23 protein-coding genes and 1 tRNA gene are annotated in these 23,693 nt (G+C 43.0%); 8 read left to right on the top strand and 16 right to left on the bottom strand.

The annotated features are described in order from the left end of the window. Positions 1–34: 34 nt before the first annotated feature. From OQY15_RS07310 to OQY15_RS07300, 3 genes are read right to left on the bottom strand one after another with little or no spacing between them, the layout of a single operon-like run. Positions 35–964, bottom strand: a complete 930-nt coding sequence (locus OQY15_RS07310; protein ID WP_265789553.1) for a HipA domain-containing protein — start codon at positions 962–964, stop codon at positions 35–37. Further along, positions 957–1,292 carry a HipA N-terminal domain-containing protein gene (locus tag OQY15_RS07305; protein ID WP_265789552.1) on the bottom strand — a complete coding sequence of 112 codons (336 nt, stop codon included), beginning with the start codon at positions 1,290–1,292 and terminating at the stop codon, positions 957–959. Before OQY15_RS07305 ends, OQY15_RS07310 begins: the two co-directional genes overlap by 8 nt. A 2-nt stretch (positions 1,293–1,294) precedes the next feature. Next, positions 1,295–1,495: a type II toxin-antitoxin system Y4mF family antitoxin gene (locus OQY15_RS07300; protein ID WP_265789550.1), complete on the bottom strand. Its 201-nt coding sequence runs from the start codon at positions 1,493–1,495 to the stop codon at positions 1,295–1,297. Between the two features lie 165 nt (positions 1,496–1,660). Between OQY15_RS07300 and OQY15_RS07295 the strand changes: the two genes are divergently transcribed. Further along, positions 1,661–2,218: a Panacea domain-containing protein gene (locus OQY15_RS07295; RefSeq protein WP_265789548.1), complete on the top strand. Its 558-nt coding sequence runs from the start codon at positions 1,661–1,663 to the stop codon at positions 2,216–2,218. Between the two features lie 911 nt (positions 2,219–3,129). Here the strand turns inward: OQY15_RS07295 and OQY15_RS07290 are convergent. The 3 genes from OQY15_RS07290 to OQY15_RS07280 all read right to left on the bottom strand — a co-directional run bounded on the left by OQY15_RS07290 (position 3,130) and on the right by OQY15_RS07280 (position 5,256). After that, entirely contained in the window at positions 3,130–3,597 is a 468-nt protein-coding gene (locus OQY15_RS07290) for a hypothetical protein (RefSeq protein WP_265789546.1), read from the bottom strand. 266 nt (positions 3,598–3,863) lie between these two features. Then, complete coding sequence (locus OQY15_RS07285) at positions 3,864–4,649, bottom strand: hypothetical protein (protein WP_265789544.1); 786 nt, start codon at positions 4,647–4,649, stop codon at positions 3,864–3,866. Further along, on the bottom strand, positions 4,636–5,256 hold the full coding sequence (locus OQY15_RS07280; protein WP_265789542.1) for a hypothetical protein: 621 nt from the start codon (positions 5,254–5,256) through the stop codon (positions 4,636–4,638). The genes OQY15_RS07285 and OQY15_RS07280 overlap by 14 nt, the downstream gene beginning before the upstream one ends. A gap of 707 nt (positions 5,257–5,963) precedes the next feature. Here OQY15_RS07280 and OQY15_RS07275 point away from each other — a divergent pair. Then, positions 5,964–6,209: a hypothetical protein gene (locus OQY15_RS07275; protein ID WP_265789540.1), complete on the top strand. Its 246-nt coding sequence runs from the start codon at positions 5,964–5,966 to the stop codon at positions 6,207–6,209. 230 nt (positions 6,210–6,439) lie between these two features. Then, entirely contained in the window at positions 6,440–7,801 is a 1,362-nt protein-coding gene (locus OQY15_RS07270) for a glycosyltransferase family 87 protein (protein ID WP_265789538.1), read from the top strand. Here OQY15_RS07270 and OQY15_RS07265 read toward each other — a convergent pair. From OQY15_RS07265 to mutL, 7 genes are all read right to left on the bottom strand, one after another. Further along, the gene (locus tag OQY15_RS07265; RefSeq protein WP_265789536.1) at positions 7,798–8,688 is read right to left on the bottom strand and encodes a glycerophosphodiester phosphodiesterase family protein; all 891 of its coding nucleotides are present in this window, start codon (positions 8,686–8,688) and stop codon (positions 7,798–7,800) included. The genes OQY15_RS07270 and OQY15_RS07265 overlap by 4 nt on opposite strands. A gap of 22 nt (positions 8,689–8,710) precedes the next feature. Further along, positions 8,711–9,568 (bottom strand): nuclear transport factor 2 family protein, encoded by an 858-nt coding sequence (locus OQY15_RS07260; RefSeq protein WP_265789534.1) that lies wholly within the window; start codon positions 9,566–9,568, stop codon positions 8,711–8,713. A 20-nt stretch (positions 9,569–9,588) separates the two neighbouring features. Beyond that, the gene (cysS, locus tag OQY15_RS07255; protein ID WP_265789529.1) at positions 9,589–11,049 is read right to left on the bottom strand and encodes a cysteine--tRNA ligase; all 1,461 of its coding nucleotides are present in this window, start codon (positions 11,047–11,049) and stop codon (positions 9,589–9,591) included. 75 nt (positions 11,050–11,124) lie between these two features. Beyond that, positions 11,125–12,234, bottom strand: coding sequence for an endonuclease/exonuclease/phosphatase family protein (locus OQY15_RS07250; RefSeq protein ID WP_265789527.1), 1,110 nt, complete (start codon positions 12,232–12,234; stop codon positions 11,125–11,127). Next, on the bottom strand, positions 12,234–13,100 hold the full coding sequence (locus OQY15_RS07245; protein ID WP_265789524.1) for a rhomboid family intramembrane serine protease: 867 nt from the start codon (positions 13,098–13,100) through the stop codon (positions 12,234–12,236). The genes OQY15_RS07250 and OQY15_RS07245 overlap by 1 nt, the downstream gene beginning before the upstream one ends. Further along, the gene (locus OQY15_RS07240; protein ID WP_265789522.1) at positions 13,093–13,830 is read right to left on the bottom strand and encodes a rhomboid family intramembrane serine protease; all 738 of its coding nucleotides are present in this window, start codon (positions 13,828–13,830) and stop codon (positions 13,093–13,095) included. Before OQY15_RS07240 ends, OQY15_RS07245 begins: the two co-directional genes overlap by 8 nt. Positions 13,831–13,834: 4 nt before the next feature. Further along, entirely contained in the window at positions 13,835–15,691 is a 1,857-nt protein-coding gene (mutL, locus tag OQY15_RS07235) for a DNA mismatch repair endonuclease MutL (RefSeq protein ID WP_265789520.1), read from the bottom strand. A gap of 137 nt (positions 15,692–15,828) precedes the next feature. Here mutL and OQY15_RS07230 point away from each other — a divergent pair, with 137 nt between their 5' ends. Both OQY15_RS07230 and OQY15_RS07225 read left to right on the top strand, forming a co-directional pair. Beyond that, a complete protein-coding gene (locus OQY15_RS07230; protein ID WP_265789518.1) occupies positions 15,829–17,640 on the top strand; it encodes a serine hydrolase in 1,812 nt (603 codons plus the stop codon). Between the two features lie 120 nt (positions 17,641–17,760). After that, positions 17,761–17,833: transfer RNA gene (locus tag OQY15_RS07225), tRNA-Thr, on the top strand. A gap of 68 nt (positions 17,834–17,901) precedes the next feature. On the opposite strand, the gene OQY15_RS07220 is transcribed toward OQY15_RS07225, so the two are convergent. Then, on the bottom strand, positions 17,902–18,864 hold the full coding sequence (locus OQY15_RS07220; protein WP_265789516.1) for a 2-oxoglutarate and iron-dependent oxygenase domain-containing protein: 963 nt from the start codon (positions 18,862–18,864) through the stop codon (positions 17,902–17,904). A gap of 228 nt (positions 18,865–19,092) precedes the next feature. On the opposite strand from OQY15_RS07220, the gene msrA reads away from it, so the two are divergent. The 3 genes from msrA to OQY15_RS07205 all read left to right on the top strand — a co-directional run bounded on the left by msrA (position 19,093) and on the right by OQY15_RS07205 (position 21,000). After that, positions 19,093–19,698: a peptide-methionine (S)-S-oxide reductase MsrA gene (gene msrA, locus OQY15_RS07215; protein ID WP_265789514.1), complete on the top strand. Its 606-nt coding sequence runs from the start codon at positions 19,093–19,095 to the stop codon at positions 19,696–19,698. A gap of 108 nt (positions 19,699–19,806) precedes the next feature. Next, positions 19,807–20,268: a DUF4334 domain-containing protein gene (locus tag OQY15_RS07210; RefSeq protein ID WP_265789512.1), complete on the top strand. Its 462-nt coding sequence runs from the start codon at positions 19,807–19,809 to the stop codon at positions 20,266–20,268. Between the two features lie 165 nt (positions 20,269–20,433). Continuing rightward, a complete protein-coding gene (locus OQY15_RS07205; RefSeq protein ID WP_265789509.1) occupies positions 20,434–21,000 on the top strand; it encodes a DUF2807 domain-containing protein in 567 nt (188 codons plus the stop codon). A 34-nt stretch (positions 21,001–21,034) separates the two neighbouring features. On the opposite strand, the gene OQY15_RS07200 is transcribed toward OQY15_RS07205, so the two are convergent. Continuing rightward, positions 21,035–22,333, bottom strand: a complete 1,299-nt coding sequence (locus OQY15_RS07200) for an SGNH/GDSL hydrolase family protein (RefSeq protein WP_265789507.1) — start codon at positions 22,331–22,333, stop codon at positions 21,035–21,037. 16 nt (positions 22,334–22,349) lie between these two features. Further along, positions 22,350–23,564: an outer membrane protein transport protein gene (locus OQY15_RS07195; protein ID WP_265789505.1), complete on the bottom strand. Its 1,215-nt coding sequence runs from the start codon at positions 23,562–23,564 to the stop codon at positions 22,350–22,352. Between the last annotated feature and the right edge of the window lie 129 nt (positions 23,565–23,693).

Raw genomic sequence — 23,693 nt, 5'->3', positions numbered from 1 at the left:
GGAAGCCGGCACATGATGCCGGCTTTTTGCGTTTTTAACCTCTTAGGATCTCCAGCTTACTGGTCCAGATTTTTTTATACCCTGCTTTGTAATCGTCGTTTAGAAAGGACTGATCAATAAGTTCAGAAACTTTTGTGGGCTCGGTTGTAAATTTCTTCAGCACTCGGTTGCAAACAACTGGTGATATTCCTAGTACAGTGGCTAATTGCTCAAAATCATGACGTGAGATTCTTTTTTTTCTGCCATTCAACTGTAATGCCATATCCTCCTTGTCTTTTGGATTGATCAGCTGCCCGTTGGTGAGGTCGTAAGCAGGTGCAAGTTTGATTTCATTTTCTAAATGGAGCACAGAAAAGTTTTTCATATGCATATCGTTGTTTCCGCTTAGGAAGGAGAATACCAGGATTTCGAAGTAGTTTAACAGATCCAGCCCTACACTGTGGCAATATTTCTGTATTAACTTACCGCAACGTTCATAGGTACTGTTGTATTTCTGTTCTGTCTGAAATTCTGCCAGCTGACAGAAATCTTCCATATGTATTTTTACTTTTTTTAATCTGTCAAACCGCCTGGCCAGATAGACCAGATCTCCGTTTGATGCCGGGAGCAATGTATGAGCACAAGTGTCAATCCTGAATAACTTTGCCAGGTGCATTGTGAGGTCCTCAACCTCGGGCATATGATCAATAGCTGTATGCTGAGGTTTCAAAATATAATCACCCCATAATCCAACAATTGTCAATCTGGCGCCTCTTTCTCCCTTACTCAAAGATACTGATAGCTTGGGCTGAACACCTGTAAGGGATATTCGCTGATGAACAGTTGTATTCGCCAGTTTAAGCAGCAGATCTTTATTGAGCTCCAGCACTGGTAAATTCTCACTTCCAAAAAAACGCTTACAGCATTTTGGATGATACGATCTGTCGGTATCTACAGGTTGATAGCAAAAGTAGCAATTACTCATTTTTATCCTCCTCAACCGGATAGACAGTTACTGCCCCAATAGTATCTCTGCACAATGTTAATAAGAGCTCAAATCTGTCTGCACCCTTAAAGTGCCAGTGCTCTCTGGCGATGTTTAGCAACCATCCTTCGGGTATAAGTCCATCGAAAAACGCGAAGAGGATTCTACTGGTATAAGGATAGGGAGAGAGTGGTAAAGTGAGGCTGATAGGCTTTGGATTGCTGCTCTCGAGATAAGCCTGTTCATATATAAACCGATAACCATCATCATACTGTTCCAGCCAGCCGGCCAGCACATCACGATATAAAATCTTCGCTTTTTGTGCCATGTTTATCCAATTTTATCTATGACACCAACTTGTTTACCAAACAGCCTTAAGACTTCATTAACTTTATCAAGGCGAAGCGTAGGTTTTCCTCTTTCAAGTTCCCTGATGAAACGAATACCTACGCCTGCTTTAAAGGCCAATTCCTCCTGTGAAAGCTTTAGGCTCTTCCTTTTTTCTTTGATAAATAATGATAATAGCTCCATATTGTACCCCTTAGGGTATAAATATAATGAATTTTATAAATATTGTACCTTATCGGGTATAATATATTTCAATGCTCTTAAAAGATACCCGATAGGGTATCAATTGTCAAAAGTCATCAACTAAAGAAATTAGTATCTTTCGCTTTGCTTATTTAACTTTGTAACATGCAAGGATTTAATGTTAATAAAATTAAGACTTTGAATGCTGCGCTGTATGTGCTTAACCACCTCGGCGAAGCTGACTGCCACAAAACTTTCAAAATCCTTTATTTTGCGGATCAGGCTCACTTGAAAACGTACGGCAGACCAATTACGGGTGATGCTTATCAAGCTATGAATTTTGGTCCTGTACCTTCATTTCTGTATGATATTTTTAAAGCAGCAGAGAAAGGATCTCACCCTCTTCAGGAGGCCATGGAAGTGTCTCATTCCTTTTCGATCCGCAGAGAGGCAGGGGTACCAATTGTCACTCCTACAAAAGATGCAGATGTTGACGAACTTGCAGAGTCTGAAATCAACGTTCTTAATAAATCACTGACTGAAAACGAAGGACTAAACTTCGAACAATTGGTTACAAAATCGCATGACCATGCATGGATAGAAGCATGCGAAAATGTAGATATTGAAATGTCATATTTAAATATTGCAAAAGCAGCTGGTACTAGCGATGATATGCTTTCGTACATTACATTAAATGCTGAGAACGATCAAAAAATTTATTAAATACTATTGCTATTTTGATTAAAAAACCGGGAATGACCATCAGTCACCCCCGATCCTCATTACTCCTATCACAAATCAGCAATTCCGTCTATCTTCCTCTTCTGGCTTATGATCCTCTCCAGGATCAAATGATTTCATGGTTATTCTGTTTTGAGCCTAGGTGCATCTCTCATGTCCACTAATGGCCATGCCTGTCCACAATTGACCAGATATGTCCATATTTAGCAGCATCAAAAAAATCATTTATGGCAGTGTTGGTTTTGCTTTTCGTTTCAGGAAGTCCGCCTATACTACGCCTGTCCTGCACATTCAGAGCGCGTCCTTAGGTAGTAAAAAACGCGCTGACAATATGGACCACAGGCGGAGTATACGCGGACTTTGGTAGAGCGATCACCGGACATAGCTCGTTAGTAACAGCAGTTGAATTTGTCTATCAAATTCTGCGCTAACTGCCGAAGCTTGCGTAATTACAGTTGAAATTTGGCCAGATAATACGCTATTAAATAAACAGTCTTATTGACAGTTGCGTTTTATGACCTTCATTGTATCCCTACAGGATTGTGCTTTATTATCAGAAACCTGATAATCTGTATACCGTGAGTTCATACATGCATCTTTCAACATCCTGTACTGAGTATTGATTGCAGGTAAATAAATTTTAACCAATTGAGCCTTCAAGGCATGTTTACTTAGCTTGCTATTGTTCTCATTATGCTGAAAATCACAATATGCATTAAAGGATTCAAAATCCTTATCTCCGTTTGTAAGAGGGAATAGTTTAGACTCTACAAAATGAATACAAGCGTAGAATGCTGTTGTAACTACCCAATCATTAAAACGTTTCTCTAATCCTAATAGATGATCACATAATTCCTCGTTATGCTCTCCGTGTTCAAATCTCATTCTTCCAGCTAGTCAGTATTAAGCTTAAGTACAAATCCATCACAATGGAGTACATAATCATTAATTTCTTCCTGGTAATCAACGAATGAAAAATTTACAGTACAGGTATCTGTATTAAGATCTTCTTCAAGTTCTTCCACAAAATCATAAACTGGCAAAAATGATTCTTTGAAAAAATCCTCTTCTTTAACAGAAATTAATATTGTGAGATAATTCCAAGAATTTATTTTCAAAAATGCTTCATTATTATGGATATCCCTGGCATTTAGATGATGCAAAAGATCGGTAACCTTCTCACCAGATTTATCTAAATTGTTTTTAAGCTGATCAAGAAAAACTTTCTGAGCAATTTGAAGACCTTCTCGTTTTCCTGTAAGATATGCATCTATAACCTGATCGCCAGTAAAAAGCTTCTGCTGGGAAGTCTCGACTTTCCATTTTTCAGAGAAGTTAGTTGAAGTAGTGATGGTTGACATATTCCTCTTAATTAAGGGAGCGCAAAAATAGTGTTTTTTTTTCAACAACTTACAAGCTGTAAAAAAATATGCCACAAGGACATACACACGTTTTATTACTCTATCTATATTACAGTTATGTAACATCACTAATGTACTGTTGTTTTCAATGTAAACAAATATATTACCTAATATATTGTGTAAATATTACAAGTATACACATAGTGATGTGCTAGCTTTAGGATCAAAAGTCCCAAAAAGAATGGTAAAGATATTTTGAAGCCACGTCACTGATTGCGGCATCCTGCTTCCTGAGCTTTAATCTTTATCTCTTCCATTTTCCCAGCCCATTCTTTGATCAAAGGTCTAAAAACCTTTAAGCGTTTTTTATAATTCTTTACCGGTTTCAAATCTTTGAAAAGCTCCTCAAATTTCTTCCCATATTTTTCGATCACTGCTGTTTGAGCGTCCGTTCTTGGCACAAAAACATCTAGCTTATCACCCCATAGGCATTCAAAAAACTTCATCACCATTTCATTATTATACGGGTTCCCGGGATATGCATGTGCATATACATAACACATTGAAATGCGCTGCATGTGTATTTGCATATATCTTCTGATCTTGCGCCCAAAATGAATGTTGATGAGCATGAAGTCAAAACTTAGCCGAAGTTTGCCTCCACCCTCCAATAGTATCTCTTCAGGATAATTGATCAGTGGTCGCACTTCCTTCTCCCAGTCTTCGATCAACAGCCTGCTCTGGTCATCATGTGCTTTTGGTGCCAGCCGGCGATCCTTACTGAGTTTGATCAGTAGTTTACCATACCGGTGATTAATTTCTGCAAGTACCGGATCAACATAGATATTTCCGCTACGCTGAAACTCCGTTAAGCCATGTCTGATCCTGGACAGGAGACATGATTTTTCCTGTTCGCTTCTCGTGCTGAAATAAGGATAAAAGCGAAAGCTATTGATATAACATTGCATCATTTCAGTAGTATTGATGTGCAATGCGGTAACCGTATCCCTCAAATCCTGAGGGATACGGATAGGTTTTCTAACATTGTTCATAACAATATGGTTCTTGAGATGACCCTACCAACCTTAATTTATCATTACTCTCTGCGAGATATCTGTCTAAAGCAGATTGGATAAAATAAGAACTTAAGGGCTCGGGCGTCATGTTATTGATGGTCTTGAAGATTTCATATGGCAATTTTGACTCAAAGAAATAACCAGTTCGGGTGAGTACATCTATGATATCGTTTAAAATATTGAAGGTTTCTTCCGTTTTCATCATCTCATCGAACTCGGAAAATTCTTCTTCATACAACCTAAAAAGCTCTTCCTGATAAACTTCCTCATTTACACGATAGTAAGCGTGAACGAAGCTACCCTCAGAATACTCGTTAGTGACGGCAATCTTAAGCAGAGCTTCATTGCTGATGGATGAACATAAAGAATCCGGATTGCACTCTTCCAATGCAATAGCAATCCTTGCCAAATCATGCGGGGTATAAAAAGGTCTTTCCAGCGCTTCAATTTCCTGAATGTAGCCTTCCGGGGCACCAAGAAGGAATGTTAGTTGCGCAGCAGTATAACCCTTACCAATTCTCTTGAGCATGATGCGGTAAGTAGTATCTAATTGATAAGCCGGGATTTCATGAATGGTTGTCATTTGATTTTAGTTTATGATTGATAATTGGACAATTTTGGGCAAAGCGTAGCCACAACGAGTAGTTTCATCGTTAGCAGAATTCAAAAAAAGGCAAAGAAGATCTGGATCAATCCGGCGGCTTGGCCGTGATCTGATACGTGTGGGAAGAAAGGTGGTGACTGTTGGCGGCGGTTGATTTCTTGTGTTTCATTTTGATGCTATTGATTTAAGTTGTCAATAGAACCATTGTACAAGAAATGAAAGAAGGCCTTAAATAAAACAGGTCCGGCAGCAGTTCTTGTAGCCCAATGCATACCCGGTGAAAGCGGGGAATAGTAAAACTATTCTAAGCACTACAATAAGCTGCGCCGGACCTATATTTGCAAATATAGGCACCCCGGGGCTCTACTTATCTCGTGCTTAGTAAAGTTTCACATTTGCAATGGACGAGGTTCTTAGTAGAACACCTCAATTTTTTTGAGATGCTATAAAATTAATATATTGTTTAACAAATACTCATATATGCTTTATTTTAACATTACAAATGTAATCCTAAAGATTTAATTAAACAATAAAGAAATTATTTATTTTATTTGAGAATACCCCTACAATCACTTCATCCCCCATATCGTACGTTTCACACGTCAGAATATCAGCTTCACTATTTTAGTACCTTAGCTTGCTATTTATATACTGTATACTTGAACATCCTTTTTGTTCTATGCTATATGAATCAGTTTGTAATCATCCTTTCTACAATGATCACTGCGATCTATCAGGTAAATCAAATGCAGTTAACACTGAGTACCTTTGACAGCATCATCAGCTGGACATGCGACCTCGAAGATGAAGATAAAGTTTTACGTCTGGTAACTACTGAGGATATATCAGTGCCCGTAATGATAGAATTGAGGAGAGCAGGCATCATATCCAGTGTAATGCAGATCTTTATCACAGAAAATCAGAATAGTTGATTCAGGTATAAGACAAACCATCATCGCATTTCTGTCATCGTATCTACTGGGGAGCAGTGTCTCCCCCGCTTCTACAACTGGTAACATTGTTAATATTTTAGAAATCAGATTCATACATATATTTATTTTTTATTGATGAATGACAAATTACACTTAACACAATAGCGCGGTCAGAATATATCGTTATCTTTGAGTCAAGACTTATCCGCTTACTTATCGCTCTCTGATTAATGGCCCATACTCTACAAAAAGTTAAAACGATAAACCTCATCCAGTGGCTCTCCTATGTGCTGATCTTATGCACTGTTTGTTCACTGACACTCGTTTTTTCTCACAGCTGGCCGAACGGACTATCGATGACAAAGCTTTTCCTGCTGGATGGAACTCCATATAATGCCGACTCATGGGGGCCCATGATTTCAGCCTTAAAATATATTAAAGGTAATCTGGGTGACGATGTTTACGATGCTCTTTTTTTAAAGGGTGTAAAATTCCAGTATCCCCTAACTAGTCTGCTCCTGTTTGACCTGCCTTCAAAATTTACAGGTTTATCCTACGATCAGCTGATTGTCCTCTTTAACCTGATCTCCAGGATATCTGTTTTTGGCACTGCTCTGCTTACCGCGCATTTGCTTCTGCAGGTACTCAAACGTGCCAAAGGGTTACCCGCGCAGGTTAAACCCTATAACCCGGTAGTTCTTTATGGTCTGGTGATGTTGTTAACACTGATGTTTTACCCACTGATTCAATCATATTTGCTGGGACAGATTCAAACTTTGCTTACCTTCCTTACTACACTTGCGATCTTATGCTGGCTGCAAAACAGAAAAGTTGCCGTAGGGATTATTATCGGATTTATTTGTCTGATTAAACCACAGCTGGGCCTGCTGCTGGTATGGGCGCTCCTGCGCAGAGAGTGGAAAATGTTCATCCCTGCAGCTGTAGTGGTTTCCATATTTGGAGCCATATCCCTGGCCATGTACGGTTTTAAGCTGAATTTTGAATACTTCTCAGTACTCTCTTACCTTTCCCATCATGGTGAAAGTTACTATGTGAATCAGTCTGTAAATGGATTAATGAACAGGATAACTTTTAATGGTGCCAACCTGGAATGGGATCAGAAATTCCCTGCCTATTCTCCTCTGGTATATTATGTAACACTGGTTTCTTCACTGGCCTTTATTGGTTATGGTCTGTTTGCAGGAATAAAAAACAGAAAGCCACATGTCATTGAGTTTTGTCTGGCAATCATGTGTATTACAATGGCATCCCCAATTGCATGGGAACACCACTATGCAATCCTGCTACCCATATTTGTAGTCATGTCGCCCTTTGTCTGCTATTATTATCAGAACAGCAGGAAATCGCTCCTGCTGCTTGCATTTGGATTTCTCCTGATTACTGAATACTTTGAATTTGTAAAGGTAACCGCAGATACACCATTCAATTTCCTGCAGTCCTATTTATTCTTTGGGGCATGCATTATGCTGTATTACTTAGCTGCAGTAGCAAAAAAAATAACCACACCTGGCCCCGTAGAGGTTCCTTATTTCACACCCGACCAACTTAAGAAAGAAGAAGTTTACGCTTAGGGCAACTCTACACGTGAGAACAGGTTAGGGTAATCTGTAATAATCCCGTCAACCCCTAAACCAACCATATACTGCATCTCTTTGGGGCTGTTTACTGTCCAGGGTACAATCTTAATCCCCGCAGCATGACAACGGTCTACAAGACCCTTGCCCACTAAAACAGAATAAGGGCTATATACCGTCGGGTTAAAGCCAAGATCTTTGATGTTATTCTCAAAATCCTCTTTCTCATCAATCATCAGCGCAGTCTGCATCTTCGGATACTTCTCGTGAACATACTGGAGGCTCCTGATGTCAAAAGCCTGGATGATCGTGCGCTTACTGATTTTCTTCGCATTTACTACATCCATCACCAATTGTGAAAACTCTCCAGGCTCAGGGTGAAACTCAAGGTCGCCCTTACGTACGGTCTTGATCTCAATCCCATAATTTGGCTTAGGCAGCTTATGCAGCTTGACGTAAGCCTCAACCGAGTCGATCACCTCCGATAACAAAGGTTTGTACGCTTTATACTTCTGCTGACCAGGAAAACGTGCATGCACCTTACTTCCCACATCAAACTTTTTGATATCTGCATAATTCATCTTATACATATTAAAAGTTCTTTCGGTTTTCAGAGGTATTGCTTTCCCTGCCGGCGTAAGACTGATCTCGTTATTAAAATAAGGCTCATGAGAAAGTACTACCTGATTGTCTTTAGAAATCACCACGTTCATGCCCAGCGTGGTTACGCCAAGATCAAGTGCCCGCAGCATTGAGCCGATGGTATTTTCCGGCATTAATCCCCTGGCACCTCTGCTTCCCTGTTTGTCAAAATGCTGTGCATGTGTATGCAGGCACAACATAACAAGAGCCACTAATGCGGTTGCTTTTACTTTTCTCATCATTCAAATTTGGTAATCACTTCTTTTATTTTTCAACAGGCGTATAGATCTGCTCAATCAGGTTCCAGTTATGATCTGGCTGACGCTCGTAGATAAATACATAGTTGAAAGTTTCTCTCAGGTTAGCCCTGTAATCTACCGTAGCCACACCATAGGTATAAGCGAGGTCTCCCCCATTGGCTTTGTCTGCCTGTGTAGTTTTATACGTAACTCTTTCCATCAGACTATTATAGAAAGCTACAATTTTGTCTTTACCGATGACAGGCTCATATCCCGGGAAAAGCACCCTGGAATCGGGATTCAGGAAGCCACCATAGGCACCGATACCATGAGATTTAATCATGGCGCTCAACGTTTTTTCTGTAGTAAGGATAATCTCCCTGCCCGCAGCAATTTGTTTTGGCCCCAGGAACTGTGGTTTAAAATAATCTTTAGCTTCTACAAAACTTTCCTTTACCGGACGCAGGGGTTTATTGTTGGCTGCCCCCATGTCAATTACCAGTTCCCATTTTCCGTTGATAGCTTTCCAAACCGAGAGGTACTGACCATAAGATTTTGAAGTGCCATCAACCACATAGGCACCACTGGTAACACCCCAGTCGGCACTACGCGATACCCGCGCAAAGTCTGGCGTCCAGCTTAAGTTCTTATTGTTGGGCTGGTTGGCATAATAGGTTTTCGCGTTTACAGGATTGGGTCTGAAAACCACAGCATTTTCTGCACTGAAAGAGTTGTAGGCAGATTTTTCACCATTTTTAGCCACTGCTTCGGCAAATTCCTGTTCTGCTTTTAAAAGAGATTTGGTAGTACCATCTGTACGTTGCGCATAGGCGCTGATGGTTATGGATGCGGCCAGCAGGCTGCAGATAAGTTTATTGATCATTTGAGATATGTAGTATTAAATTATATTTTATTCCAGGTGGTACCTTCTTTACTGTCTTTTAACTGGATACCGATATCCTGCAGACCAATGCGGATCTTATCTGAGGTTGCATAGTCTTTGTTCTCCTTCGCGCTTTTGCGGATATCGATCACCATATTCAGCACGTCATTCAGTTCAGTATTGGAAGAATCCTCATCCTTAAGACCAAAGATATCATACACAAACTCCTGCATCAAATGCTTCAGCGTATCCAGCTCACGGGCCGAGATCTTACCTTTACCATCATACACAGTGTTGATGATCCTTGCGGCTTCAAACAGCTCTGCAATTACAACAGGACTGTTAAAGTCATCGTTCATTGCTTTGATACAATTCTGTCTGATGGCTTCGATGTCAAACTCAGTGGTATCAGAAGGAGACAGCTTATCCAGTAAGCTCAGCGAGTTCATCAGTCGCCTGAAACCCTTTTCCGAAGCATCCAGTGCATCATTAGAGAAATCCAGTGTACTGCGGTAATGTGCCTGCAGCATAAAGAACTTCACTGTCATCGGGCTGTAGCCCTTTTTCAGCAGAGGATGCTCGCCGCTAAACAACTGCAGCGGCATGAACCCATTACCTGCTGTTTTAGACATTCTGGATCCGTTTACCGTTAACATATTCGTGTGCATCCAATACTTCGCAGGATGTTTATGATAGCAGGCTTCAGACTGCGCAATTTCATTGGTATGGTGTGTTGCAGCAAGGTCCATTCCACCGCCGTGGATATCAAACTCAGCACCGAGGTACTTGGCACTCATGGCAGAACATTCGATATGCCAACCCGGGAAACCCACTCCCCATGGTGAAGGCCAGCGCATCAGCGTTTCCGGCTTGGCTTTAATCCAGAGCGCGAAATCCAAACGACCACGTTTCTCATCCTGCCCCGTCAGCTCCCTGGTGTTCGCCATCATATCATCAAGGTTCCGGTTGGTCAGGATGGTATAGTTATAAGTATTATTATATTTCTCTACGTCAAAATATACGGTACCATCAACCTCATAGGCATAACCGTTTTTGATGATATCTTTGATCATTTCAATCTGCTCAATGATATGACCTGTAGCGGTAGGCTCAATGCTGGGTGGCAGGGTATTAAACATCCGCAGCACATCATGGAAGCCCAGTGTATACTTCTGCACAATCTCCATAGGCTCCAGCTGCTCCAGCTTTGCGCGTTTGGCAAACTTATCGTCACCCTCGTCGCGGTCGCCCTCCAAATGTCCTGCATCCGTGATATTCCTCACGTAGCGCACTTTGAAGCCCAGAAATTTAAGGTACCTGAAGATCAGGTCAAAGGAGATGAAAGTACGGCAGTTACCCAAATGAACATCACTGTAAACTGTCGGACCGCAAACGTACATTCCTACGTGATCACCATTCAGCGGTTCAAAGTTCTCTTTTTTACGGGTAAGGGTATTATATAGCTGCAAGCCGTGTTCCATCGGTATATGATATTATTTCGTTATCCGGGACAAATTACTGATCCCAACTGGCAAAGTTAAATATTTGCCGATATATTAATTGATCCTAATGTCACTTCTTATGGGAAAATGGTCAGACAATTTAGCCTGTATAATCCGGTGATTGATGATCTTTATGGGTTTGGTGGCCGAGATATAATCGATCTGGAAATTAGGAAATTTCCCGTTATACGTACGGCCAAGTCCTGTGCCCTCTTCCACAAAAGAGTTATTCAGAGATTTTGTAAGCTGCGTTACCGCATAAGAAGCAGGTGTATCATTGAAATCCCCGGCTACCAGAAATGGCGTCTGACAGGTCTTCATATGCGCTTTCATGATGTCCACCTGTGCAGCACGTTTGCTGAAAGCTGCTTTCAGCATTCTCAGAATGCGTTTGGCTGGGGTGATCTTAGCATCCATGTCCTTTTTTACCTGATCCAGGTACTCATAGTCCTGCTTCACGAAGGAGATCGACTGCAGGTGGACATTATAGACCCTGAGTTTTTTATTCTTTACCATGATATCTATATAGATACTGGCATTCCCACCACGGTTGGTATTAAAAGATATGGTGCCTTTATCTACAATAGGATATCTCGAAAAGATAGCCAGCCCCATCGCCTCGTAATTATTTTCTGAAGTTGGTATAAAATAATAATGAGGGATCTTCAGCATCTTTTTTAAACTATCCGTAATATCAAATGGGCCTTTGCGCCGAGAGTAATATTCCTGGAAACAGATGATATCAGGATCTTCATTCTGCACTACTGCCAGCATCTGCTGTTTCACAGACTCATTGTTATCCTCGCCATAGGGTTTAAAGCTATGCACGTTGTAAGTCATCATCCGTACCAGATCAGGGCTGCTCTTCGGTCCTACACCAGACTCACCAACAATGCCGACAGTAGCGATCAGTGCATGCCAGCCTGAAGCAATCAGGACAACCGTGATCAGCGCAAAGATGATCCTGCGCTGCACCAGCCAGAAGGCTACCATCAGTACATTAAGCAGCAGGAAGAATGGATATGCCAATCCAAAAAACGCAATCAAAGCATGTTCACGGGGATCAAATTTACCGGCAACCATGCCCAGCACCAGCGCAATTGCCAGCACTACAGCCAGGAACAGGTAGATCTTGGTGAAAAATGTGATTCTACGTTTCTTCATTAACTTTTGCTCGCCTTAAACAAGGTTTCCTTTTCTTCTTTACTCAATTTATCATATCCTGATTTAGAAATCTTATCCAGGATCATGTCCACTTCCTTTTGGTTTACCTTACTGGCGGCATTCTTTGATCCGCCTTTGGGTGCATCATTGCGGACGACCTTAAGTTTAGACTTTTTCTTAAAAATACCACTCCAGTCTTTCCCGTTCTGCAATAACTTGATATAGATAAAACCCATAAAGGCGCCGCCCAGATGCGCAAAACTTCCACCAGGGTTGGAATATCCTATCCCAATCAGGTCGATCAGCAGATAGACCAGCACCACATAACGCAATTTTACCGTACCGATGAACATCAGGCTGATAGAATAATCTGGCAGCAGCGTTGTCACCGCCACGGCAATAGCCATTACCGATGCCGAAGAACCAATCACCGTGGCCGCATAGGCACTCGGGATAAATGGAGGGAACACATTAAATGCCAGTGCAAAAAACAGTGCGCCCATCACACCCCCGCTGAGATATACAAAATGGAACTGCCTGGGCTTTAAGAAATCAATAAAGATGTTCCCCATCCAGAACAGCCACAGCATATTAAATAAGATATGAAAGATATCCTCATGTAAAAACTGATACGTCAGTACCGTATAAAAACGGATAGGTATTTTTGGCAGCGCCGCCGGGAAAGCAAAATATTCCCTTGCATAGTCGAGAAAACGGATATTCGTATTACCGGCAAGAAAATAGGTAACGCCAAAAAGCGCCACGGCAACAAACACAATGGTATTGATCCCGATATAGAAAAACACAGGGTTACCAGAGCGGAAAACTTTATATTTAAGATCTGCTAAAAGATTATTCTTAGTCATAATAGTCGTAAAATGTATTTTTGTCTTTCCAGATTTTCACTAAAATGAAGCCCAGCAGTGCCCCTCCCAGATGCGCATAATGCGCTACAGAATCTCCGGCAACACTGGCCACGCCCAAACTCAGCTCTATCAAAATATACACCGGAATGATGTACTTCGCTTTTACAGGCACCGGGATAAACATGATGTACAGCTCTGCATTAGGGTACAGCATACCAAAGGCTACCAGCAATCCAAAGATAGCACCCGAGGCGCCTACCATTGGGCCAGAGTAAATCCCCAGCAGCGTTTGCCCCTGCTCCGGACCAATACCTGCGAGGTTAAGGGAAGACATCCCCTTGAATAAATCAATCGTTACTGCTCCGGGGTTAATTGCCGATCCCGTGATCTGATAAACTTCAAAAGCCTGTACCGCCCACTGCAGGCCCAGTGCCCCCAGCCCTGTGATCAGGTAAAAGTTGATAAAACGTTTTGGCCCCCAATGCCCTTCAAGCACTGATCCGAAGGTATAAAGCGCAAACATGTTAAACAGGATATGCGTAAAACCACCATGCATAAACATGTAGGTAATAGGTTGCCATATTTTAAACAAGGGAGAGTCGAAGTAAAAAGCCCCCAGGTAGAAGCCCAGCTCTATTCCTTTTGACTCAAAAACATATTTAGCCGCAAAAAACAGCGCATTGATGATGAGCAGGTTTTTAACAACAGGAGGTATATGGATATTATTCATTCTTTTATTTATCAAATTTCTTGTCCAGTTCTGCCAGTGACATGGTCTGGATCACCGGTTTACCACTGATACTAAAGTTAGGTGCCTTGCAGGCAAATAACTGCTCGATCAGCATATTCATCTCTTCCTGCCCCAGCACCACGCCGCTTTTAATCGAGCTGTTCCTGGCCATGCTTCTTGCCAGTGCATCCCTTTTGTCCAGCTTCAGCTCCTGCTGCGAATTTTTAAAGCCCTCGATCAGGTGTTCAAAAAGCTGGGTTTCATTGATCTGATTACTACCCAGGTCTACAGGTATCCCTTCAATCACGAGCGTATTCTTCCCAAAGTCACGCACCTCAAATCCAAGGCTCTTGATATCTTCCAGTAAGCTTTTTGCCAGTTCATAATCATTGGGGCTCAGCGTAACCGTCTGCGGAAACAGACTCTGCTGCGATGCCCCTTTCCTGTCTTCCAGGTGAAGGCTGAAACGCTCATACAAGATCCTCTCATGTGCCGCCTGCTGATCGATCAGCATCAGTCCTGATTTGATCTGCGAGATAATATATTTGTTATGCAGCTGCATCAGCTGTTTCTGCACGGGCGCATATTTATCCTCAGGTCCATTGCCAGGCAGCTCCATCGTTACCTGCGGCGCAGGTTCATGTTTGGAGATTTCGTACAGTGAGCCCCAGTTTTTGGTGCTCTGCTCTTTGGGTTCGCTGGTTCTGAAGGCACTGAAACCACGTTCTGCAGGCTCCGGAGACTTGTCGCCACTAAAGGGATTGAAATCCGGGTTAAAGCTGATGCTTGGCGGCACAATCTCGTCCAGTGATTTAGGACTGATCATTCCGCTGAATGCCGTCTCCTGGTCAAAGTCGATCGTCGGACTGATATTAAACCTGCCCAGCGAGCGTTTCACCGCAGAGTGGATAATCGCATAGATAGACTTCTCGTCCAGGTATTTGATCTCCGTTTTTGTAGGGTGCACGTTCACATCGATCTTTGAGGGATCGATATCGATGAAGAGCACATAAAGAGGAAAGTTATCTTCTCCCAGCAGCTCATCATAAGCCTTATTAATGGCGTGGTTCAGATAAGCATCTTTAATGAAACGGTTATTCACAAAAAAGAACTGCTCACCACGGGTTTTCTTTGCAAACTGAGGTTTACCGATAAAGCCCTTTAAGTTGATGATCGTCGTCTCTTCCTCAACAGGGATCAGTCGTTCGTTATAGTTATTTCCAAATAAATGGACAATACGTTGTTTGAGTGGTGACGAAGGCAGCCTGAAAATCTCCAGTCCGTCATGGTGCAAACTGAATGCAATGGAAGGGTTGGCCAGCGATACCCGCTGAAACTCGTCAATCACATGGCGCATTTCGGCAGGATTGCTCTTCAGGAAGTTCCGTCTTGCCGGCGTATTAAAAAATAAGTTTTTGATACAGATGCTGGTTCCTTCAGGCGTAGCCACCGGTTCCTGTAAGGTCACTGTAGCGCCATCGATCTCGATCAGCGTTCCCAGCTCATCTTCATGCCTGCGCGTTTTCATTTCCACCTGTGCAATGGCCGCAATAGAAGCCATAGCCTCGCCCCTGAAGCCCATTGTACGGATCGCAAAGAGGTCTTCTGCTTTGCGCACCTTAGAAGTAGCATGGCGCTCGAAACACATACGTGCATCTGTTACGCTCATTCCACATCCGTTATCTATTACCTGAATTAATGCTTTCCCTGCATCCTTAAGGATCAGCTGTATCTTATTTGCACCCGCATCTATCGCATTCTCCAGTAACTCTTTTACTGCCGAGGCAGGCCGCTGAACTACCTCTCCGGCAGCTATTTGATTGGCAACATTCTCGGGTAAAAGTTGTATTATATCTGACATTTATCTCCTTCGTAAAGGTTGCTAATTTAACGAAAATAAGCCTTATACATAAATCTTTTGATTATAAATACCATTTCGTGACGAAGCCGGGACAAGCTTTTTATATCTTTAACGTTTTCTATGTACTAACGTCATTTATGCTAAAAAACAACCTTTTACAAAGCCTTACCATTTGTCTCACGGCAATCTTCAGCCTCAGTGCCTGCGCGCAGGAACACGGAAAAAATGAAGACCTGCTCAAGATGAATACCACCATCCTTCAGCGCACGGTGCTGCTCAATAACCAGTCGGCCCTCGTTCCACTCGCCGGCCTCGATAAAGCCACAATTGCCTCGGTGAGCCTCGGTTTTGGATTCCAGTCCATCTCTGACAGCCTGCTCAATAAATACAGCAAAATTACTTCCTTCAGCTCCGGCAGTTATGAGCCTGCGGCTGATCTGTATAAACTTGAAGACGACCTCAAGCTATTCAACACGGTGATTATTTCCATTTCAGATCTGGAAACCACCAACCCGAAATACACCAATTTTATCAGTTCCATTGCTAAGAATAAAGCAGTAATTATTGCTTTGTATGGTGATCAAACTGCCCTTGCCGCATTTGATACCATCAACTCTCCCCTGGTGTGGTCGCAGCAAAAAAGCGCTGAGGCAGCGGCACTGATCCCACAGATCATCTTTGGAGGTATCGCGGCAGAGAACAGACTGACCACTGCGATCTCAGCAAAATACACGATCGGATCTGGGTTCAGCACTACCGCTACCCGCTTAAAATATACCCTGCCTGAAGATGCGGGTGTAAACGCAGATAACCTGCGCGACATTGATAACATTACCGCTGAAGCTATCAATGCTCATGCCGCCCCAGGTATGGTGGTACTGGTAGCCAAAGATGGCAAGGTGATCTTTAACAAAGCTTATGGCAGTCATACCTATGGTGGCCCTGCTGATAAAATTACGGATATCTTTGACCTGGCCTCGGTCACCAAAATCACAGCCACCACTCCTATGGTGATGCGACTGGAAGAAGAGAAAAAGCTGAAGCTGGACACTAACATCGGTGCTTATATCGCACTGGCGAGAAACACGCCGATGAACAATATCCCTGTTCGCGAAGTGATGCTGCATCAGGCAGGCTTCATCCCTTACATCCCTTTTCATGATAGCGTGAAACCTACCGATCACAGTTCAGATTCATCAGCGGCCTATCCTACGAAAGTAGCCGACGGATATTTTATCCGGAAGGATTATTTCAGGGATGTGATGTGGCCGCGCATGCTCAATGCACCGATCAGAACCCCGGGTAAATATGTATACAGCGATATCAGCATGTATGTCATGCGTGAAATTGTAGAACATATCAGCGGTGAGAAGTTAAATGATTATACCCAGGAAAACTTCTATGCCCCATTGGGGATGCAGACTGCCGGATTTTTGCCAAGGGATAGGTTCAGCAAAGAGCAGATCATCCCTACCGAGCAGGATACTTACTTCAGAAAAACACTGCTGGTGGGCTTTGTGCACGACCAGGGGGCGGCACTTGCCGGAGGTGTTTCCGGACACGCGGGTCTCTTTGCCAGTGCCAACGATGTCGCGATTATGTACCAAATGTTCCTGAACAAGGGCACGTACGGCGGCCAGCAATATTTCAAACCGCAGACGGTAGAAACTTTTACTTCCAAACAGTCGAACGTGAGCAGAAGAGGACTGGGCTTTGACCGCTGGGATCCGGATCTGGCAAAGAAATACCCTTCAGAAACGGCATCATCCCAAACATTTGGACATACCGGTTATACAGGAACCTGTGTCTGGGTAGATCCTTCACGTGGATTGGTCTATGTATTTCTGTCCAACCGTGTGAATCCGGGCGTGACAGACAGACTGGTAAAAATGGGTATCCGCTCCCGCATACAGGAAGTAATCAACAAGGCGATCGACAAAGGCCTGTAATTTTTCTTACTCAGATACAGGAGGATATACACCGAATGTTAAAGAATTGAAAAAAACATTTTGTAATCAGAATCAATTCTGCTATCATTGCAGCCTGTTAAGCAATTAACAGGCTTCAAAGCCTTCTTAGCTCAGCTGGTAGAGCAACTGACTTGTAATCAGTAGGTCATTGGTTCGATCCCGATAGAAGGCTCAGGTTTAAAAGCACAAAAAAATCCGTCAGTATCAATGATACTGGCGGATTTGGCATTTTAAGGGCTCTTATTTCTTTAATCCGATTTCCCTCAGCCTTTCGTCAAGGTACTCACCGGCAGTCATATCGCTGTACAATTTCGGATGCTCCTCATCAATACATGACTCCAGGCTGGTCAGGTCCATATCCGCACGCGGATGCAGGAAGAATGGCACAGAGAAACGCGAAGTTTTCATCAGTTCCCTTGGCGGGTTCACTACTCTGTGTGTGGTAGAACGCAATTTATTATTTGTTAAGCGCTGCAGCATATCACCAACATTCACGACAATATCAGAATGATGTGCTTTGATAGGCAGCCATTCGTTACTTCTTGTCAGCACTTCCAGTCCATCAGCACTGGCACCGATCAGCAGCGTGATCAGGTTGATATCCTCATGTGCACCAGCACGCACAGCATCATCAGGTAAGGCATCCGGATCCTGAATAGGGAAATAGTGTATTCCTCTCAAAATAGAGTTACCGTTATGGACATGAGCATCAAAGTAATCAATCGGCAGTTCCAGATAGGTTGCAATAGCTCTCAGCAAATGTTTACCATTACTTTCCAGCTTCTGGTATACCTCGTTGGTAATCTCATTAAACTGAGGGATCTCTTCCAGGAACTCGTTGTCAGGATATGTGAATTTCACCGGGTCTCCGTCGGTTACCGTCTGGCCAATCTGCCAGAATTCCTTCAGGTCGGCCGTCTTAGCACCTTTTGCTGTTTCTTTACCAGGGCTTGTATAACCACGCTGACCGGCAAGCTCCGGCTTTTCATACTGGGCTTTCTGATCTGCAGGCAGGTTGAATACCGCCTGGATGTTTTCATATAATTTATCGATCAGTTCCTGGCTTAAGCCATGATTCGTAATCGTTACAAAACCTGAATCGTTGAAAGCCCTTCCCAATTCATCAGAAAACTTTTTACGTTGCTGCTCGGTTCCGTCAATGTAAGAACCAAGATCCAGGGTTGGAATATAAGGTGTAGACATAGATAATAACTTAATTTTTATATGATCGAAAGTATAAAACAATTGTTAATAAAGTTATCTTTTCAAAATTAACAACCGTCATTCTCCTAATTTACAATAATTTAAGTTATTAACATTCAAATCATCTTATTTGTGTTTATCAGCAGACTGTAATTTTGGTTTAGAATCCCTGGATTTGAAATCTGTGCTCTCCTGCAATCCGTTAATTAGGAACAAACACATAAACAAATGAAAATGAAATATCTGTCAATTATGATTCTGGTCCTTCTATCTGTGCAGGGTGCAGATGCACAGCAGCAGAAACTACAAAAAGCCACCTTCGGCATGGGTTGCTTCTGGTGTACAGAAGCGTTGTTTGACCGTTTAGTGGGTGTTAAATCAGTAAAATCAGGCTTCGAAGGCGGGCAGATTGCCAATCCTTCTTATGAAGAAGTATGCACAGGAACCACTGGTCATGCAGAGGTAACTGAAATTACCTATGATCCTGCAAAGATCTCTTACGACGAACTGCTGGAAGTGTTCTGGAAAAGCCACGACCCTACAACGTTAAACCGTCAGGGTGCAGATGTGGGTACACAATACCGTTCGGTGATTTTTTATCACACACCGGAGCAGAAAGCCGCAGCAGAGAAATATAAAGCGGAGATCAACAAGACCAATGCCTACGGAAAACCTGCGGTTACAGAGATTACCAAAGCGCAGCCTTTTTACCTGGCAGAAAGTTATCACCAGGATTATTTTGCTAAAAACTCTAACCAGCCATACTGCAGACTGGTAATTCTTCCAAAAATGGAAAAGCTGGAAAAACTATTTAAAAGCAAGCTTAAACACTAAGCTATTTAAATAGCTTATTTTCAGACTATTAAACTTCTAATCCCCTTTTTAGGGGATTTTTGCTATACTGAGATTTCTCTTCCTTTGGATATACATAAATGAAAAGAAATGAGCACAAAAGCAAAATTTGAAAACCTGAAAAACGCTGAATCAGTTTTAAATCCGGAAGATCTGGATACCTTTTATGACACACTGGAACCGATCAGTATCGAAGAGATTCTTGGCGAATGGACAGGTGGAGAGCTTAAGACCGGTCATCCTATTGTGGCTGCACTGGAAGGTATTGGCTGGTATGGAAAAACCTTCATTTCACAGCTGGATGTACAGCCACTGATCTGCCTCAGCAAAGACGGCACGCTCTTTTCTGATACGGAGTCGATGAATGGTGAAGCTAGCATCTGGCCTGTAGAATACAGAGGTAAGGTTTCTACCGCACTGGTTTATGATGGTGTGCCTATTCTGGCGCATTTCAGAAAAGTGGATGAGGATACCCTCATAGGTATAAGAGATGGTAAAGATGCCCGTGATCAAAACGGAAACCTCTTCTATTTTTTCCTGGAAAGAATTTAATCCGGCAGATCGAAATCCCCCTGTGCGGGGGGATTTCATCAACGATTAGCACCCTTATCGGGGATTTTACAGCAACTGTAAAAGCTGTTACTTTGACACGATAATTAACTGAAAACAAGACGACTAACACGCATGCTTTCACAAAGAATGTCAAAAGAAACAGATATGAAAACACTAGCAACAACCATTTTTTTATGGTTAACAATTGCCGCTACACATGCGGCAGAAACAAGCAATCACTGCCGGTCCGTAAGGGACAGCCTGCGTCAGGATTTTAAAAGCGTAATCGTGACCGGAAATACCATCGTGTATTTTGTTCAGAGCAGGAAAAATCAGATAACCCTTGACGAGGGTGATCCGGGAGACATCTCCATCACAAAGGTAGGACACAAAATCCGTATCAGTTCCAACAAAATCATCCCTCTGGTGGTAACGGTATATTTTAAAGATATCTATTGTATAGAGGCTACAGATCATGCCCAAATCCGCTCCTTAGGGAAAGTAAACCTCAGGAATCTGCAGGTCATCCTCAGAGATAATGCTTTCGGACGCATTAAGGCAAATACCACGAGCCTTTATACCGTAACTGCAGGCGATTCAAAATTGGAGTTAAGAGGTAAAACTACCGAGCATTTTGTGCTGGGAAACCAAAATGTGAATACCAGTGATTTCATGGCCAGCAATACGGAACGCAGGGACCATAGCGAAATGATTGCCCGATGGGAAAAATAAAAAAAGGCTGCAGGTATACTGCAGCCTTTTTTTATTAAGGGAATTTCACACCCCTGTATTTGGTAATATCCACAATTGGAATACTTGATGAATATTGCGTATTGATCGCTTTGATAAAAGCATTGGCTACAATAGCATATCCCATTGGCGTGAGGTGAATACCATCCAGTGAGAACAGGTTGCCGGTCACAAAAGCTGCACTTACTGTTGCACCATTGACCGTTTTACCAGCACTGTATTCTTTCAGCAATTCATAAGCATCTACTACTGCCAGACCTTTGGCGGCAGCGACAGACTTAATCGTGGCGTTATAGGCCGACACATAATCATTAACCACTGCAATCTCTTCCGGATCCAGCACCCACTTGCTTTCAATTGGGTTCAGAGGACTCAATCCGTAAGGCACCCCTCCGGTAGGAACACCAATTACTCCAGCAGATCCAAGCGGAAGCACAAAACGATCCTGTGCAGTTGCCGCCCGTGTTGTGCCAGCCCCGGTCCTGATGTACAATGCATTTACAGAAGGAGCTGTGGCCCTAACCGTGGCCAGCAGTACTGGTAAAGTAACGGTATTAAAATGAGGTGTACTCAGCACATCCGGAATGGTAGCTACCACCCCTTTGGCACCAGTGCCGGTAAGCTTACCAACTGCCGCATTGTACAGCGCTGAGAATGTTGCTTTCGGTGTAGGTACATCTCCGGCACCACCAGTTGTTGCATACAGGAGGATATCGTTATTACCTAACCACATACTAAAAAAAGTAAATGGTTTTGCCGTTACAAAATCCAGGTATGCCGTTCTGTTTGAAGGCGGCGTATTTGGCAGTAAGCGCTCAAAATATCCGTTCAGATTCCCATATTCCTGGGTTGTGATCTGCAGCAGTTTGATCCCCGGCACACCATAATTGTTTATGTCACCGGTATACTTTGTGTAATAGGTTAAAGGGCCAAAGGTAGGGTCTGTTACCTGTGCACGTATTGCCAGGTTGCTGGTTTCAGTGGTGATCACCGGATTGCCCGTTGCAGTAAAACTGGTCAGCTTCAGATAACCCGAGCCGTTAGCCTGGGCCTGAGTAAAGAAAGGCGTAAAGAAGTCTCCCCCTCCCACAGTTTTCATTTGTCCGGCGAGCATCTCCGGATAGGAGTTTTGCTGCCCCTCCAGATACAGGCCACCGTCTGCATATCCGGCAGTGAGTGAATTACCCACGGCGATATACCGCGAAAAATCTGCCGATCCTTTGGAAGGCACAACTTCCTTAAACTCTGGCTTGCAGGATGCCATAGCCAGTACGGCCACGACAAAAATATTTTTGATGATATATATAGGTTTCATGATATTGTCTTTAAGATTACCATTTATAGGTTAGTGCGATCCCCGGGATATAAACAAGAGTTTTGAAAGATCCGTCAAGGTTGGTTTCAATATTCCTTTCCGTCCGTGATTTCACATTTTCATAGAGGAATGAAAGGTCTATGTTAAACCGTTCAGATGCCTTGTAGCCCAGACCGGCACTCAGCAGGACACGGTCAGCATCCGGCACTTCCGGCGTTACATAACCCTTGCCAACAGGAGTAAAAGCATAACCCACACCTGCGCGCAGTACCAGCTTCGCCGTAGTCTGATTCTGGAAACCCAGTCGCAGTGCCGCAGCATCGTGATAATTCCGCGGTGAATCCGAATCAGGGATCCTGCTATTGTTATCGTAATCAAAAGAGAGATCTTTATACTTGTTCCAGTGAACCCAGTTGGCGTCAAACAGAATGGTAGTTTTATCAGATGGATAAAATCCGAAACCAATAGTAGAGGTTGCCGGAAGTGGCAGCGTTGCATTAAATTTTGTCGGGAAACTGCTGATGAGCGCATCTGGTATATCAAAGGTGGCATCCCCGTTTTTCACTCTCGCGTTTACTGAAGAGCGGTGGGTAACACCGATAGAAACACCCGATATCGTTTCTACATAAATCCCCGCATTCCAGCCAAAATCATGTGTACTGCCTTCAAGTTTTGCCATACCAGACTGCCCGTTGTTTAAGGTCAGCGGTACTGCTCTTCTCAGGTCTACATGACCATTGGAGTAGACAAGTCCGGCACCGATCCCGATCTGGTCAGTAATTTTATAACTCAATGTAGGCTGTACAAATATTGCCCTCAGATCCAGCGAAGTAACCGTATATTTTCCCGTCCAGTTTTCGTCCCAGTGCATGGCACCACCAAAAGGCGTATAGATGCCGAGTCCGAACCGCAGACGGTTGGATGGTGAACCAAATACTGCATACCCCATAATAGGTGTGGCAATCTTATCCTTATTATGCTCCGTGATGTTTGATCCGCTCTCCCTGAAAGATGTTTTCAGAAAAATGGGACTGATCCCCGCCTGTACGCCATTTTGTTTCAGAAAGGATACTGCTCCGGGGTTGAAGAACACGGAAGCTTCATCTAATGCAGCACCCGTTCCGGCACCGCCCATGGCAATTTGCTTTTGTCCCTGAAGGTTGACCTGAAAAGATTGGGAATAGCCAAGAAAGGGCAAGCCCAGTAAAAAAATGAGTAATTTCTTTTTCATAATATTTGGTTAGTTGTCTTCATTGTTAACGGGTAAGATCCTATGCACGCATAACAATATACGAGTTTAGCAATTAATTAGATCACCGCCAAAAAAAAGAGCCAGTTTTTTCTGAGAAATCTTCATTTC

The sequence above is a fragment of the Pedobacter sp. MC2016-15 genome, assembly GCF_026239695.1.
Lineage (GTDB): Bacteria > Bacteroidota > Bacteroidia > Sphingobacteriales > Sphingobacteriaceae > Pedobacter.
The sequence above is the reverse complement of the archived record's forward strand: the minus strand, read 5'-3'. Positions and strand labels throughout refer to the sequence as shown.

Bases quoted from the DNA above. Each gene is read 5' to 3' on its own strand.
- OQY15_RS07310 (WP_265789553.1), bottom strand. From the start codon at position 964: ATGAGTAATTGCTACTTTTGCTATCAACCTGTAGATACCGACAGATCG.
- OQY15_RS07305 (WP_265789552.1), bottom strand. From the start codon at position 1,292: ATGGCACAAAAAGCGAAGATTTTATATCGTGATGTGCTGGCCGGCTGG.
- OQY15_RS07300 (WP_265789550.1), bottom strand. From the start codon at position 1,495: ATGGAGCTATTATCATTATTTATCAAAGAAAAAAGGAAGAGCCTAAAG.
- OQY15_RS07295 (WP_265789548.1), top strand. From the start codon at position 1,661: ATGCAAGGATTTAATGTTAATAAAATTAAGACTTTGAATGCTGCGCTG.
- OQY15_RS07290 (WP_265789546.1), bottom strand. From the start codon at position 3,597: ATGTCAACCATCACTACTTCAACTAACTTCTCTGAAAAATGGAAAGTC.
- OQY15_RS07285 (WP_265789544.1), bottom strand. From the start codon at position 4,649: ATGAACAATGTTAGAAAACCTATCCGTATCCCTCAGGATTTGAGGGAT.
- OQY15_RS07280 (WP_265789542.1), bottom strand. From the start codon at position 5,256: ATGACAACCATTCATGAAATCCCGGCTTATCAATTAGATACTACTTAC.
- OQY15_RS07275 (WP_265789540.1), top strand. From the start codon at position 5,964: ATGAATCAGTTTGTAATCATCCTTTCTACAATGATCACTGCGATCTAT.
- OQY15_RS07270 (WP_265789538.1), top strand. From the start codon at position 6,440: ATGGCCCATACTCTACAAAAAGTTAAAACGATAAACCTCATCCAGTGG.
- OQY15_RS07265 (WP_265789536.1), bottom strand. From the start codon at position 8,688: ATGATGAGAAAAGTAAAAGCAACCGCATTAGTGGCTCTTGTTATGTTG.
- OQY15_RS07260 (WP_265789534.1), bottom strand. From the start codon at position 9,568: ATGATCAATAAACTTATCTGCAGCCTGCTGGCCGCATCCATAACCATC.
- cysS (WP_265789529.1), bottom strand. From the start codon at position 11,049: ATGGAACACGGCTTGCAGCTATATAATACCCTTACCCGTAAAAAAGAG.
- OQY15_RS07250 (WP_265789527.1), bottom strand. From the start codon at position 12,234: ATGAAGAAACGTAGAATCACATTTTTCACCAAGATCTACCTGTTCCTG.
- OQY15_RS07245 (WP_265789524.1), bottom strand. From the start codon at position 13,100: ATGACTAAGAATAATCTTTTAGCAGATCTTAAATATAAAGTTTTCCGC.
- OQY15_RS07240 (WP_265789522.1), bottom strand. From the start codon at position 13,830: ATGAATAATATCCATATACCTCCTGTTGTTAAAAACCTGCTCATCATC.
- mutL (WP_265789520.1), bottom strand. From the start codon at position 15,691: ATGTCAGATATAATACAACTTTTACCCGAGAATGTTGCCAATCAAATA.
- OQY15_RS07230 (WP_265789518.1), top strand. From the start codon at position 15,829: ATGCTAAAAAACAACCTTTTACAAAGCCTTACCATTTGTCTCACGGCA.
- OQY15_RS07220 (WP_265789516.1), bottom strand. From the start codon at position 18,864: ATGTCTACACCTTATATTCCAACCCTGGATCTTGGTTCTTACATTGAC.
- msrA (WP_265789514.1), top strand. From the start codon at position 19,093: ATGAAAATGAAATATCTGTCAATTATGATTCTGGTCCTTCTATCTGTG.
- OQY15_RS07210 (WP_265789512.1), top strand. From the start codon at position 19,807: ATGAGCACAAAAGCAAAATTTGAAAACCTGAAAAACGCTGAATCAGTT.
- OQY15_RS07205 (WP_265789509.1), top strand. From the start codon at position 20,434: ATGAAAACACTAGCAACAACCATTTTTTTATGGTTAACAATTGCCGCT.
- OQY15_RS07200 (WP_265789507.1), bottom strand. From the start codon at position 22,333: ATGAAACCTATATATATCATCAAAAATATTTTTGTCGTGGCCGTACTG.
- OQY15_RS07195 (WP_265789505.1), bottom strand. From the start codon at position 23,564: ATGAAAAAGAAATTACTCATTTTTTTACTGGGCTTGCCCTTTCTTGGC.